Annotated in this window: 12 protein-coding genes; 1 reads left to right on the top strand and 11 read right to left on the bottom strand. The window is 69.6% G+C overall.

The window, feature by feature from the left end; genetic code table 11:
• Positions 1 to 135 precede the first annotated feature (135 nt).
• Positions 136 to 1,539 (top strand): wax ester/triacylglycerol synthase family O-acyltransferase, encoded by a 1,404-nt coding sequence (locus ACFWAY_RS07020; RefSeq protein WP_378510257.1) that lies wholly within the window; start codon positions 136 to 138, stop codon positions 1,537 to 1,539.
• 22 nt (positions 1,540 to 1,561) lie between these two features.
• Here the strand turns inward: ACFWAY_RS07020 and ACFWAY_RS07015 are convergent, their stop codons facing one another.
• Genes ACFWAY_RS07015 through ACFWAY_RS06965 form a run of 11 tightly spaced genes read right to left on the bottom strand, consistent with a single transcriptional unit; the run spans position 1,562 to position 13,917 of the window.
• Entirely contained in the window at positions 1,562 to 2,818 is a 1,257-nt protein-coding gene (locus ACFWAY_RS07015) for an ATP-grasp domain-containing protein (protein ID WP_378510256.1), read from the bottom strand.
• Positions 2,819 to 2,820: 2 nt separating this feature from the next.
• On the bottom strand, positions 2,821 to 4,134 hold the full coding sequence (locus ACFWAY_RS07010) for an MFS transporter (RefSeq protein ID WP_378510255.1): 1,314 nt from the start codon (positions 4,132 to 4,134) through the stop codon (positions 2,821 to 2,823).
• A complete protein-coding gene (locus tag ACFWAY_RS07005; protein WP_378450527.1) occupies positions 4,131 to 4,877 on the bottom strand; it encodes a hypothetical protein in 747 nt (248 codons plus the stop codon). The genes ACFWAY_RS07010 and ACFWAY_RS07005 overlap by 4 nt, the downstream gene beginning before the upstream one ends.
• On the bottom strand, positions 4,874 to 5,794 hold the full coding sequence (locus ACFWAY_RS07000; RefSeq protein ID WP_378510254.1) for a branched-chain amino acid transaminase: 921 nt from the start codon (positions 5,792 to 5,794) through the stop codon (positions 4,874 to 4,876). Before ACFWAY_RS07000 ends, ACFWAY_RS07005 begins: the two co-directional genes overlap by 4 nt.
• Positions 5,785 to 7,050 (bottom strand): GNAT family N-acetyltransferase, encoded by a 1,266-nt coding sequence (locus ACFWAY_RS06995; protein ID WP_378510253.1) that lies wholly within the window; start codon positions 7,048 to 7,050, stop codon positions 5,785 to 5,787. The genes ACFWAY_RS07000 and ACFWAY_RS06995 overlap by 10 nt, the downstream gene beginning before the upstream one ends.
• Entirely contained in the window at positions 7,047 to 8,273 is a 1,227-nt protein-coding gene (locus ACFWAY_RS06990; protein ID WP_378510252.1) for an acetyl-CoA carboxylase biotin carboxylase subunit family protein, read from the bottom strand. The genes ACFWAY_RS06995 and ACFWAY_RS06990 overlap by 4 nt, the downstream gene beginning before the upstream one ends.
• Positions 8,270 to 9,349, bottom strand: a complete 1,080-nt coding sequence (locus tag ACFWAY_RS06985; RefSeq protein WP_378510251.1) for an Ldh family oxidoreductase — start codon at positions 9,347 to 9,349, stop codon at positions 8,270 to 8,272. The genes ACFWAY_RS06990 and ACFWAY_RS06985 overlap by 4 nt, the downstream gene beginning before the upstream one ends.
• On the bottom strand, positions 9,346 to 10,836 hold the full coding sequence (locus ACFWAY_RS06980) for a GNAT family N-acetyltransferase (protein ID WP_378510250.1): 1,491 nt from the start codon (positions 10,834 to 10,836) through the stop codon (positions 9,346 to 9,348). Before ACFWAY_RS06980 ends, ACFWAY_RS06985 begins: the two co-directional genes overlap by 4 nt.
• Complete coding sequence (locus ACFWAY_RS06975) at positions 10,833 to 12,155, bottom strand: KamA family radical SAM protein (protein ID WP_378450521.1); 1,323 nt, start codon at positions 12,153 to 12,155, stop codon at positions 10,833 to 10,835. The genes ACFWAY_RS06980 and ACFWAY_RS06975 overlap by 4 nt, the downstream gene beginning before the upstream one ends.
• Complete coding sequence (locus ACFWAY_RS06970; RefSeq protein WP_378510249.1) at positions 12,152 to 13,162, bottom strand: diiron oxygenase; 1,011 nt, start codon at positions 13,160 to 13,162, stop codon at positions 12,152 to 12,154. The genes ACFWAY_RS06975 and ACFWAY_RS06970 overlap by 4 nt, the downstream gene beginning before the upstream one ends.
• Positions 13,159 to 13,917, bottom strand: coding sequence for a TauD/TfdA family dioxygenase (locus tag ACFWAY_RS06965; RefSeq protein WP_378510248.1), 759 nt, complete (start codon positions 13,915 to 13,917; stop codon positions 13,159 to 13,161). Before ACFWAY_RS06965 ends, ACFWAY_RS06970 begins: the two co-directional genes overlap by 4 nt.
• Positions 13,918 to 13,948: the final 31 nt, after the last annotated feature.

The raw sequence follows: 13,948 nt of genomic DNA, 5'->3' as shown, positions 1-13,948 counted from the left end.
ACAGCGAGACCAGTTTGTGACATGAACCACATCTAACCGTTACGTTGATATACGACTACACAGAGATGAACAACAGTTCCGGGGGGAACGGATCCGCGCAGGTGGATCCGGTTTCGGGAACGGTAAGGACACCGCATGCTGTTGCCGATGGCACCGACCGATTCACTGTTTCTGCTCGGCGAATCCCGCGAGCATCCGATGCACGTCGGCGGCCTGGCAGTGTTCACGCCACCCGAGGGGGCATCCGCGGCCGATGTGCGCGCGATGTTCGATGCCGCGCTGATCGGTGACCAGGTGGCGGCGCCCTTCCGCAAGCGGGCCCGCCGTTCGGTGACGTCACTCGGTCAGTGGGGCTGGGACACCCTCCCGCACCACGAGGTCGATCTGGAACACCACGTGCGCCGCGACGCCCTGCCCCAGCCGGGCGGAATGGCCGAACTGATGACCCTGGTCTCGCGGCTGCACGGCACCCTGCTCGACCGCAGCCGCCCCCTGTGGGAGATGCACCTGATCGAGGGACTCACCGACGGCCGCTACGCGATCTACACCAAGATCCACCACGCCCTCGCCGACGGCGCGTCCGCGATGAGGCTGCTCCGCGACAGCATGAGCGAGGATCCCCACCGTCGGAACATGCCCACGCCCTGGCAACCCCGCAACACGCTCGCGGCCGTGCCGGACGCGGGCGTCGCGGTTTCGGGAGGGCTCGGCTCCGCACTGCCCGGGATGGCGTGGGACGCCGCCCGCGCCGCGGTCGGCGAGGTCGCAGGACTCCTGCCCGCGGCGGTCGGCACCGTGGATCGTGCCCTGCACGGCAGGGGTGGCGCGGTGTCGCTGACCGCACCGCACACCCTGTTCAACGTGCCGATCAGCGGAGCCCGGCACGTCGCCGCCCGGTCCTTCCCTCTCGAACGGATCCGCCTGCTGGCCAAGCACGCCGACGCCACCATCAACGACATCGTGCTGACGATGTGCGCGGGCACCCTCCGGGCCTACCTGCACACCCGCGACGCGTTGCCGGACAATCCCCTGATCGCGATGGTCCCCGTCTCCCTCCGCGCGCCCACTACCGGGGCCGGAGGCAATCGGGTGGGCGTTCTCATGTGCAACCTGGCCACCCACCTCCCCGACCCCGCGCACCGCCTCGAGACCGTCCGCAACTGCATGAACGAGGGCAAGGCGGCCCTCCAGTCGATGAGTCCCGCCCAGGTGCTCGCGATGAGCGCCCTCGGCGCCGCCCCGCTCGGAGTCGAGATGTTCCTCGGCCGCCGGGGTCCGCTGCGGCCACCGTTCAACGTCGTCATCTCCAACGTCGCCGGCCCCCGAACCCCGTTGTACTGGAACGGGGCCCGACTCGACACCCTCTACCCGCTCTCCACCCCCACCACCGGGCAGGCACTCAACATCACCTGCACCAGCAGCGACGACCAGATCGTCTTCGGCCTCACCGGCTGCCGCCGCACCGTCCCGGACCTGCACCCCATGCTCGACCAGCTCGACGCCGAACTCGATCTCCTGGAGACCGCTGTCGGACTGTGACCTCGGCGGAACATCTCCGGGATCACACCGTCACCGTGTTCGCGGCGGCCACGCGCACCTGAAATTCGAGGCATGCCATGGCCTCCCGGGCGGCGTCGAGTGCCTGCTCGGCGGTCTCCCCGACCGCGCGTGCGTATGCGACACGAGAATCGGACGACTCCAGGACGGTGACCGCGGCGCCTGGGCGGACCAGGAGTTGTACGTCGGTCACGCCGTCGACCTTCCGGGCGTCGTCGATGCCGCTGACGTCGGTGAGAACACCCGCGACCGGCGCGGCGGCGAACCAGATCGCGGAACAGTGGGCCGGCCGTTCCGCGGCGAGGACGGCCCGGATCCTGGGAAGGACCTTCTCCCCGACGGTCTGCCGCACGACGCATTCGGCGAGGTCCACGCCGGTGGCATCGAGGGCCAGGGACGGAATCTCGTCGCCGCCCATCCGCACATGGGTCTCGATCACCCGGGGACCGGTTGGGGTGAGCACGATCTCGGTGTGGGTTGCACCGAACTCCACGCCGACGGCGTCGAGCACACTCGTCACATACGTATGGATCCGTTCCGACTGCGCCGCGGAGAGGGCTGCCGGTGCCACGTGCCCGAGTTCGACGAAGTTCGCCGGGTCGGAGAACTTGCGGGTGACGGCGACGATCTGGTGTTCGCCGCATTCCGAGAAGGCCTCCACACTGAATTGCGGGCCCTCGTGGAACCGCTCCACTAGCACCCCGCTGGTGGTCAGGCCGTCGAAATCGCCCCCGGCGCGCGCGAACGCCGCATCCAGTGCGCCCTCCTCCCGAACCACGGCCACCCCGGCACTGCCCGCGCCACACACCGGTTTGACGACGCACGGAAATCCGTGGTCGAACGCGAACGCGCGCAACGCATCCACGTCGGCGACGACGGCGGAGGCGGTGGCGTCGACGCCGGACTCGCGAAGCGCGGCCCGCATGGCGTTCTTGTCGTGGACCGACGTCACGGTGCGGCGCGAGTGCGTGGAAACGCCGAGGGCCTCCCCGATCGCGGCGCAGCGGTCCTGGTCGCGTTCGCCGAACGTGGCGATCCGGGTGAACGGATGCTGCGCATGCGCGGCCGTGGCCAGAGCGATCCACTCCTCGTCCGGCGCATCGTGCCGCACGGCGATGACCCGCGTGTGCTCGGTCAGACGGCGGAGCTTGGCGACGAATTCCAGTCGGCAGATCACCGAGGTCTGTGTGCCGGGGAGGGCGTCACGGACCCGGCCCGGGAGGTCGCGGCCGCTGCCGACGACGAGGACGTGTTCGGTCATTTCTACACCTCGAGTGTCGAGAAGGGAGACAGTGCAGGAAGGTCGGCGGCCGGGAGTTCCTTCGCCCGTGCGCGTTCCGCGAGACTGCGATGCGCCGCCGTCCGGGAAACCAACGCCGCGGCCCCGAACGTCCCGGCCAGGACGGGCCAGGCCAGGAGCCCGGCGGGCAACAGGACGACGACGAGAATGGTGGGGCCGAGGACCTTCTGGCCCGTCATGCCGAGGCTGAATGCGCCGAGATAGCGAGCGACGGCGGGCGGCGGGGACAGTTCGGCGGACAGTTCCCAGGCGGCCACGGAGTGGATGTTCTCGGCGATCGACAGTGCCACCACCGCAACGACAACGGCGAGGATCGCCGGAAGGGTCGCGGCCATCTGGCCGACGGCGAGTGCACCGCAGCAGAAGGCCATCAGTGCCCCGGTCCACGTCAGGAGTCGCGCCGCCGCGGACGTGCCCTCGGCGAACCGGGCGACGTAGACCTGCAGGACCACCGTCAGCACGGTGTTCACCGCCATGAGCACCGGCACCCACGCGAGCGGCACCGACGTGTACTCGATGACCCAGATCGGGAGCAGAACGATCAGCACGGTGTCGTACAACGACAGGACACCGTTGCCGACCGTGAAGACCATGAACCACCAGTCGCGGAACGGCGAGCGCACCGCGGTTCCGGCAGGCCCGGGATCAGCCGGGAGAGGCGTGCGTTGCACGACCGTTCCCGTCCTCCGGAGTACGAGCCGGACGGCGAGCGCGATGACCACGAAAGAGATTCCGTTGCCCAGGAACAGCGCCGTGAACGCGGCGGACGTGCCGGTGACGAAGACGACGCCCGCCAGCAGGAACCCCGCGGTGAGACCCACGTTCCGGATGGCGCGGATGGTGGCCATCGTCCGGGTGCGGTCGCGGCCGCCGATCACGGCCGTCACGACGGCCTGCTGGATCGGGCTGCTCGCCCGGTCGGCCGCGGTGAGCAGCACGGTGAGCACGAGGTAGCCGGTGAAGTCGGATGCGAGCGCGAAGCATCCGTAACCGATGCCGCGCAGCAGCAGGAGGGCCACGTAGAACCTGCCCGGCCCCACCCGGTCGGCCAGCCTGCCCAGGGGCACCGGGGCGAGGAGCGCGAGCGCACCCGCTGTCGTGGTGGCCAGGGCGATCTGGTTCGCGCTGAGGCCGACCACGCCGATGAAGTACAGGGCGAAGGACGCGAAGAACATCCCGGTGCCCAGCGAGTCGATGCCGGCGCCGACGGCGAGCGTGCGACCGGCCGGGCTGTCGGGAAGCAGCGCATCACCCAGCAGTCGCAGGCGGGCGTTCACGGGATGCTCCCCGGCGTCAGGAAGGCGTGCACGAGATCGGCCGACCGCTGCACGTGGGTGGGTGTCGCCGCCTCGGGCGCCGGACGCCGCAGGTGGTTCCAGGCGTACCGGCGGGCCGCGTTGACGAAACGTTCCGCATCCTCAGCCGAGGCTGCCTCGGACTGCGCGACCAGCGCTGCCGCGATCAGGAGTCGGCTCATCCGGTCGACCAGCACCCACCCGGCGGCGGCGACGGTCGCGGGGTCTGCACCCACCCATTCGTGGCGGGTGGTGTCCAGGGCTCCGAGCGCGTCGTCCACCATCTGCCAGGCCGCGAGCAACCTTCCCTGGGGAGCCACTCCGAGAAGCTCTCTGGACCGGTGGGCCGCCGCGTCGAAGTGTTCGCGAATCGTCAGCAGTTCCAACGCATGGGTGGTCAGGGCCCAGCAGTCGGCCCGGGCGGTGCCGCTCCCGTCGGCGCGGGCGGTGTCCGCGGCAAGCGAGTAGGCGATGCAGCGCCGGGCCACTCTCCGGGCGCGGCCGTGCGACAGCTCCGGAAGGGCGTGCCAGGCCCGGACGGCCATCACGTCGACCACCCGGTCTGCAATCTCCTCGCGACGAGCATTCGCCCACGCGCTGCCGTCGAGCGGGTGCGCCGCGCTCGCGAATCCGGTGACGGCACCCGCCAGGATGCCGAGTCCCTCGGCATCCCAGACCGCCGCGACCTGATCGGGTGCGGCCGAGGGCAGTGATCGCGTGCTCATGCGTACTCCAGCCAGTGACGGTAGGTGGGCTCGCGCCCGCGGACCACGTCGTGGAAGACGTCGCGCAGTTGCTTGGTGATCGGGCCGCACCCGCCTGCCGCCACCGGACGGTCGTCGACCGACGCCACCGGGACCACCTCGGCGGCCGTGCCGGTGAGGAACGCCTCGTCGGCGACGTAGAGCTCGCTGCGGGTCAGGCTCTGCTCCCGCACCGTGATCCCCAGGTCGCGGGCGAGCGTGATCACGGTGTCGCGGGTGAGACCGGGCAGGATGTTGTCGCCGACCGGCGGGGTGACCAGCTCACCGTCGCGGACGGCGAAGATGTTCGCGGCGGAGGCTTCGGCCACATGCCCGGTGGAGGTGAGCATCAGCGCGTCGTCGTAGCCGGCGCGCAGCGCGCCGACCTTTGCCAGGGCCGAATTGACATAGGCTCCTGTCGCTTTGGCGAGCGGCGGGACCGAGTGGACACCGTTGCGTTGCCAGCTGCTGACGACGAGGCGGCAGCCCTCCTGGTCCGCGGTTTCGCCGAGGTACGAACCCCACGGCCACGCAGCGATGGCCACCCGAGCAGTGTCCAGCGCAGGCGCGACACCCATCGAGCCGTAGCCGAGATAGACGATCGGCCGCAGGTAGCCGGAGTCCAGGCCGGTGCGGCGCAGCAACTCGAGCGAGATCTCGGTGAGCTCGTCCACCGACCACCCGGGGTCCAGCAGGTACACCCGCGACGAGTCGTGCAGCCGTCGCAGGTGGTCGCGCAGCCGGAACACGGCCGGACCGCGGTCGGTCGCGTACGCCCGGATGCCCTCGTAGACACCCCATCCGTAGTGCAGACTCGGTGTCAGCACATGGACCTGCGCCTGGTCCCAGGCAACGAATTCACCATCCATCCAGACGGTGCTGGTCGGGATCAGTTCCATTGTTCTGCTTTCGGTTCGGTGGCGGCGGGCCGCCGGGACGGGACGGGGACTGCCGGTGCGCCGACCAGCTCCAGCCGCCGCTCGATGCTGCGCGACTGCAGCGTCAGAGCCTCTCGATACTTGTCGGCGCCTTCACCGCGGAAGGCGAACCAGCCCCAGCGGGGCCGCAGGCTGCAGCCGCGGGCGATCTTGGCCTCGTAGGCGGCGAGGCCGTAGTGGACGCGATGGATTCCGTGCTCGACCGCCCACCGCGCGGTCTCGTGGTAGGTCAGCGTCAGGTAGCAGCCACGAACACCCGGGGCGAATCCCGCGGTCCTGGCGAACAGCGTGTCGCGGGCGCGGAGGTAGAGCACGAAACCCACGAGCCGACCGTCGAGTTCGGCACCGAGCACCACACAGGAGTCGCCCAATTCCTCACGGATGGAAACGAAATCGCGTCGGACCCGGTCCTCACCGCCGGGCAGTCCGTACTTGGCCCGGTGCGCGACTTGGAGGGCGACGACCTCGTCGTCGATCGCCGCGGGACCGCAGCGAACCACTGTCCGCAGGCCGGCCTCGCTGTAGTCCGCGACCTCCTTGCGGAGCCGGCCGCGACGCCGCTTGCTCAGGCTCGCGACGTACTCCGCCCAGCTGTGGCCGCTCAGGTCCTGCACACCCTCGGCGCCCAGCAGGGCCGCCGTGTACCCGGCGCGGGAGGCGGAACCGTCCACGTCCTCGGCCTCCGCTCCTCCGACGTACAGCAATGCCACACTGCGGCAGCCGAGTTCGTCACCGGCCCGATGGAGCAGGTCGGGCAGGGCCGCCATGACCGCGCGGCGCTGATCGTGAGAACGGCCGGGGGCGTGCGCCACACCGTGATGGTTTCCGAACGTCGCGAGCGCCACCGACGGGTATTGATCCTCGCGGGCACCCGGCAACGCTTCGGTCAGCTCGGCCCAGCGCAGCCGATCGGGGTGATCGAGCAACTCCGGTTCGGCCATCGGCCCTGCGGTTCCCGCCAGCCGGGGCGGGTCGTAGAAGAGCAGGCCCCCGGGCCGCGCCGTGAACAGCAGCGGCGCGACCGCGACGGTCCGGCCGTCCGCCCGCACCTCGAGGTAACGCACCTCGTGCAGGTCGGTGCGTTCGGTGAACCGCCACCACCGCGCGTCCTCCCAGATGATGTCCGGGTCGGCGATGCCCGCGAAGTCGGCGGCGGTCGGGCGGGCGCCGCGGGGCAGGACGTGGCCGGTGAATCCGTCGACATGGGTGGCGGTCATGCTGCGTCCTCGCTTTCGGCACGGTCCCAATCGAATCCGGCGCTCACCTGTTCCGCGGTGGCGATCAGCCGGTTTCCCAGTGCCGTGAAATCGGGGTCGGTCACCACCCAGTAGGCCAGGAAGTCCGCCGACTTGCGCTCGTGGTACCGGGCCGGGGTCCACTCGTCCCCGATGTGGGTGTTCAGCGTGAAGTCGTGCACGCCCGGCGGTGCGTCCGGCAGTCGCAGCACTCGTCCCTGGCGCGGCGGCACGCCGTAGAACGCTGCGTGCGGGGCGGTCGCCACCCGGTCCCGGACAGCGCCCAGGTCGGTCGGCAGCCCGCATTCCACCCGCGCCCAGAGATGTCTCGGATCGATGCCCAGGACATGGCGGAGCATCGTCGGTATCGGCCCGCCGCCGATCCGTGCGGCCACTTCACAGAGCACGATCTCGCCGCCCGAGGTGACGAAGAACTCGGCGTGCACGCAGACGGTGGGCGGCGAGACGAGCGCATCGACGAGCCGCCAGGTCTCGTCCACCAGGCGCGCGCAGACCGGGTCGGTGGTGTCGACCGACCGGGAGCCGAACGGGGCGTCGGTCCAGTGCTCGAGGCACCCCTGGCCGGTGTAGCGGGATGCGATGGCGGCCACGGGGGCTCCGGCCACACGGAACGCGTCGACGTGGTGCACCACGCCGTCGACGAATTCCTCGACCTCGTACGGTGTGGCCGTGACGATGTCGGCGAGGCCCGTCGCCTGTGCCGGCGAATCGAGCACGTACACGCCGGTGGATCCGGAACCACTGCGCGGTTTGACGACGACGCGGCCCGGGTTGTGTGCCATGAAGTCGACGATGTCCGCCGGGTGGCGCACCGGCGCGAAGGCCGGGACGAGAATCCCTGCGGACTGGGCTAATTCCTTCATCAGGATCTTGTCACGGTAGGCGCCTGCCGTGGCGGTATCCATGCCGGGCAGGCCGAGTTCGCCGCGCAGTCTGGCGGCCCGCTCGACGTCGACCTCGGCCAGGGCGAAGACAGCTGTCGGCCGGTGCCGTCCGGCGAGTTCGCGAGCGGTGCCCAGCACCGCGTCGTCGTCGGAGTAGTCGGTGACCGTGGCGATCTCGGCGAATCCCTCACCTGGATCCGTTCCCGCGGCGCAGACCGCCACCAGCCGTCCGCGCTTCTCCGGCAGCCACTGGGCGAAGGGCAGCCCGGCGGCGCGCGGGCTGATCAGTACGAGAATCATCGAGAAGCTTCCTTTCTCGTCACAGCAATGCCATCGAAAGTTGTTTCCAGCGTTGCGAAGAACTCCGCGGTCCGGGCGTCCAGCGGTATCCCCCGCGCCCGCCGTTCGCGCTCGTGGGCGCGTTGCGGATCGCCCGGTGCCACTACCGGCGACCCCGTGGCGGGCGTTGCCCCGCGGACGGTGCCCAGGAGGTCTGTCAGCCCGGCCGCGAATTGCGCATGCCCGCTGAATGCTCCGGGGTCCAGCGCGAGGATGAAGTGGCCGACCCCGCGGCTTCGACCGGGGGTTCCCTCACCGACTTGCTCGAGCTGCCAGTCGGGCGGCGATCCGGTCAACACGGCCCCCAGCAGAGTGACCGCCATTGCCAGGCCCTGTCCCTTGTATCCGCCGAGTGGCGACAGTGCGTACGCCTCGTCGGGTTCCGCGGTGGGCCGCCCGGCGCGATCGGTGGCCCAGCCGCTGTTCAGTGGTCGCCCCTCGGCCCGGCGGTGCTTCACCTCGCCGAAACACACCTGGCTGGTGGCCATGTCGAGGGCGAGCCCGTCGTCCCCCGTACCCGCGGCCACGCTGATCGGGTTGGTGCCGAACAGCGGCTCGACCCCGCCGTACGGAGCGACCCGGGAGGCGGCGGACGTGACTGCGATACCGATCATCCCCTGCCCGGCCAGGTGCCGGGTGTACACCGACGCCGCGCCGAAGTGGTTGGAATTGCGCACGCCCACCGCCGCGACGCCGAAAGCCTTGGCCCGGTCGGCTGCCAGGCGGGCGGCGGCGAGTCCGGCGAGCACGCCGAGTGCGCCGTCCGCATCCAGCAACAGTCCGGCCCCACGGTCCCGGACCACAGCCGGGCACGCCGCTGCATTCGCGACGCCGGTCGCGAGTTCGTCCAGGTATTGCGGCAGCAACCGCAGACCGTGGGTGTCGATGCCACGCAAGGAGGTGTCGACGAGCGCGTCGGCCACCAGATCGGCGTCGTCCTCCGGCACTCCCGCCTCGACGAGTGCGATCGAGGCGAGCCAGCGGGCCTCCTGCTCGTCGAGCAGCGAACTACTGTTCGGTTGGGTCTGGTGAATCATGAAGCACTCCAATGCATGAAGACGTGTGGGCCGATGCCCGGGATGTCGAACTCCGGGCCCAGAATCCGGAAGCCCTGCTTGACGTAGAAGCCGGCGGCGGTCGTGCGGGCGTTGCACCAGACCGCGCCGGCGCCGGCCAGCACGGCGTTCGTGAGGACGGTGCGCAGGAGTGTTGTCCCCGCACCGGTGCCGCGGACCTCCTCGAGGGTGGCCATACCGCGGACGCGCCAGCCCCTGCCTGGGAGAAGACCTGGAACGGCGTGCCTTTCGGGTGGATCCTCGTGATATAGCGACGCCACGCCGACCGGCCGTCCCGCGACGAGCGTGGCGAAGTGCCGGGTGCCGACTTGCGCGTCCTCGGGGTAGGCGCAGGCCTCGACCGCTTGACCGGGTCGGAGCACCGCGTGGCGGATCGGACGCACGTCGGCGGCGGACACCGGCCGAACCCGCCAACCGTGGGCGCCCGGATCGGGGAGGTAGCCGGAACCGGGACGATCCGGCAGGGTGACGCGGCCGGCGCCGTCGAGTACCAGTCCGCGGCCCGTGTTCACCGCGAGAAGATCGACTGCGTCGACATCCAAGTGATCCGCCAGTCCCCCGAGGTGGGCCGTGGCCGACACCCCGGCCGCCGACTCGGGCATACAGCCGAGCATGGTGATCAAGCCGCGTTCACGGGCCCGGCGCAGTAACGCGAGAGACGGGGTGATGCCCCCGGCCTTCATCGGCTTGACATTGATGCCGTCGAACGCGTCGGTGCAGGCGTCCAGGTCCTGCGGCGACGCGATGCTCTCGTCCGCGATCACTGGGATCGGGCTGCGCTCCTTCAGAATCCGCGCGTCCCGCCACGCCGAGCGGGGAAACGGCTGCTCGATCAGCTGCACGCCGAGTTCCTGCAGGCCGGGCAGAACGGGCAGCAGTCGGGACAGCTCCCAGCCGCAATTGCCGTCCACGTAGAACGGTGCGTTCGTATGGCAGCGAAGTTCCTTGACGACGGTGAGATCGCCCGGATCGGCGAGCTTGATCTTGTACGCCGACCACCCGGGCCGCTCGCGGAGTTTGCGGACCATCATCTCGGTCTCGTCGAGCCCGATGCTGAAGCTGGAGCACAACTCCCGCGGACGTTCCAGACCCAGAGCCTGCCACAGCGGCACACCGAGTAGTCGTGCCCGCAGATCGTGCACCGCGGTGTCGAGGGCGGCCAGGACGAACGGCGACCCGGGCAGCGCGGCGGACAGCGCTCGCCACACGGCGAACGGGTCGCCGGGACCCAGGTCGATCAGCAACGGCGCGATCCGCCGCAGATCCGCGTGCATCCGGTCCAGGTCCGAGTTGTAGTGGTCGGTCATGAACGCGGATGCCTCGCCGAACCCGGCGAGTCCGTCCTGCTCCACCTCGACCACCAGTCCCCGCTGCACCGGAATCGCCTCTCTGGCAGAGCGCCACAGATGCCGTTGCGTCAAGCTGATCTCGTGCGCGGTGACCTTCACGCGTTGCCTCCGACGCCGAAGAACTCGCGGTCTCGCGGGCCGTGCGGACGGAGGTCGTCCCACCACTGCGCATGCTCGTCGTATTTCGCGAAGAACGGGGTGCCGACCAGGTCCGGCCGGCGTGCCTGCAGGAACCGCAACGCGAACGCGCGTCCGCCGTCGAGGTCGACGACGCCGTCGACCACGACCTTCCCCGGCGACGCCGACATCACCGGACCCCGCGCGGTCCGTCCGAGTCCGGAAACCCGTTGCAGCGCTTCGCGGTAGATGTCGACCGCTCGCGCCAGTGGCAGACCGAAATACGGGCGCGCACCGGTGTCCCGCTCGACGAACATGTAGTACGGCACCACGCGGTTGCGGACCTGCGCCTGCCAGAGGTCCGCCCACGTGCGCGGGTCGTCGTTGACGTGACGTACCACCGGAGCCTGAGCGCGGAGCACCGCGCCGGTCGACGCCAGCCGGGCCAGCGCCGTCCGGGCGGCATCGGTCTGCAGTTCCGCGACGTGCGACAGGTGCAGCATCATCGCGACGTGCTTGCCGGCGGCGGTCAGCCGCTCGAGCAACCGCAGCAGGTCGTCGGCTTCCGGTCCGGCCAGCAGCCGGTACGGCCAGAACGAGACGGCCTTCGTGCCGATCCGGATCGTTTCGACATGTTCCCGCCCCGGTTCGAGCAGCGGCTCCAGATACGAGGCCAGCAACTCGGTCCGCATGACCAGCGGGTCGCCGCCGGTCAGCAGCACGTCGGTGATGCCGGGGTGCAGGTCGAGGTACCGGGTCATCGCCTCCGGCCCGGACATGGCCATCTTCAGGTCCGGGGTGTCCACGAACTGGGCCCAGCGGAAGCAGTAGCCGCAATAGCTGTGGCAGGTCTGTCCCTGGCGGGGGAACACCAGCAGTGTCTCGGCGTACTTGTGCTGCATGCCCGAGCCGTCGATGTCGTCGTGCTGGGGAACGTTCATGCTCAGCTGGTCGCCGGGGTGCGGATTCAGTGCGGCCCGGACCGTGTCGACCGCATGCCGGACGGTGCCCCGATCTCCCTGCGCCACGGCCTGCTCGATCAGGGCGAAGTGCTCGGTCTCGAGCATGTCGCGGTGTGGGAAGGTCAGCCGGTAGATCGGGTCGTCCGGCGCACGGCCCCAGTCGATCAGTTCGTCGACGACGTAGCTGCTGACCTTGAACGGCAGCACCTGGGACACCACGTGGGCCTCGTGCCCCAGGATCGGGTCGCCGGTTCGCTCAGCGACGAGCTTGTGGAGCCGGGCGCCGCTGATCGATCGCGGAGCGAGGGCCGTGCGGGTGTCGAGATCGAGCAGTGTCATTTGTCCGTCACCGCCAGGCCCCAATCGAAGTCGACATCGCCCAGAACATCCATGTCCGACATCAGCGAATACAGACCGCTGTAGTCGCGCACGAGCCGCGAACCGGATTTCTCGGCCCGCACGTCGGCGAGCATCTTCTCCCAGCCGGTGACCCTCTCGATCCGGAAGATCGCTTCCCATGTCGAGTAGTCCGTGGCGACGAACGCGTCCAGTCCGGCGACGAGCATGTCCAGGAAGAAGCGGCGCTTGACGGGGTCCAGCACGTCGTACACCAGCTTCGCCATCTCGTCGGAAATGGATGCGTGGCAGTACTCGTCCCGGTTGTGCAGCTTTGCGGTGGTGGAGTTGACCACCTGGATGTCGTGATCGTCGGCGAGCAGATCGAGATAGGCGTTGATCGAGATCTCGGACACCGTGGCGAAGGCCAGCGTGGTCAGGCTGCGCTGCCAGCGTTCGGCGGCATGGGCGCGCAGCCGGCGGTGTGTCCGCGACGTGTGCGATTCGGGTAAGGCGCTGTCGGGGAACATGTTCCCCCGTTTACGTCTGGTCAGCGCGCTCGCGTTGATGTGCATGAGGGTGTGGTACTGCTCGTCGACCATTGCCTGGGCGAGGGCGATATCCATGTCCTGGCCGCCGAGACCCGGGAACTCCCCGTCCATGACGAGCGCGAACGCCGGGTTGGCGACGTGTTGCTCGGCGAGCACCGTGTGCCGGTTGTACGCGATCCAGGCCCAGCTCAGCATCCGCGACCGCAGCGCGTCGGGCATCGCCTGCCACGTCGGATGGTCGCGGAACGGCACGATTTTCTCGGGGTAGTCGGCCCGGCCGGCGTCGAACAACTCGTCGAGGTCGGGCTCGTCGCGTTTCACCGTCGACCGTCGGTGCCAGTTGCCCGCGAGGCGGCTGATGACGGCGTTCTCGGCTTCGTCGGCGGGGTCGAACGACGGCAGTCCGGGAAGGTGCACCAACCCGTCGGCATCCGAGCACTGCAGGTCGTCGATGATCATGCGCGAGTCCGGTCGCCGGCCCAGAAACGAGTGAGGCGACGGGCGCGGTCGGCGTACTCCGAGCGCGCGTGCAGCATGCGCTGGTTGTCCCAGATGAGCAGTGCATTCTCGGGAATCAGCACGCGGGTGCGCAGCTCGTGGAACAGGTCGCTGACGCGATGCGCCAACCTGCGACCCGCCCGGCCAAGCGGCAGCCGTGAGTCGTCGACGTCGGAGTCGTGGTGCGGGTCGTAGTCGGCCGCGGTGAGCAGGTTGTAGCTGAACCGCAGGGCGGTGCGGCCGGTGTCGTCCGCACCCAGCATCGGGGTGCGCACGCCCCCGTCCGGGCCCGGGAAGGTCAGTTCGGCATCCGTCATCAGGGTGACCTCAGCCGGATCCAGGGCGTCGACGAGCCGCCGGATGTCGAGCAGATCGGTGTGGCCGCCGCCGCAGCGCGCCTGCCGGTGGCAGAACAGCGCCAGGTACGCCGGGCTGGGATCCCAGCCCGGCGCCTCGGTGTGCGCCAGAATCGTGTTCGCGCTCTGCGAGTACGCCCGATGATCGTTGCCGGGACGGTAGGTCACCTCGTGCGTGAGGTGCCCGTTGTATTGCGGGACCAGATCACCCAGGGAGCCAACCACTTCCGCTGCGGCGGTACGGTCGGGCACGTCGTGGACGACGACGTACCCGTCCGCCGCCAGCCGGGACCGGTCGACACGGCCTTCCACCGTTTTCCCACCTGCAGGCGCAGAAACGACATGACAATTCGGCGACATCTATTCCTCCATTCCGAAAACCCGACTGGGA

The sequence above is a fragment of the Rhodococcus sp. NPDC059968 genome (genome assembly GCF_042738615.1).
Taxonomy (GTDB): domain Bacteria; phylum Actinomycetota; class Actinomycetes; order Mycobacteriales; family Mycobacteriaceae; genus Rhodococcus_F.
The sequence above is the reverse complement of the archived record's forward strand: the minus strand, read 5'-3'. Positions and strand labels throughout refer to the sequence as shown.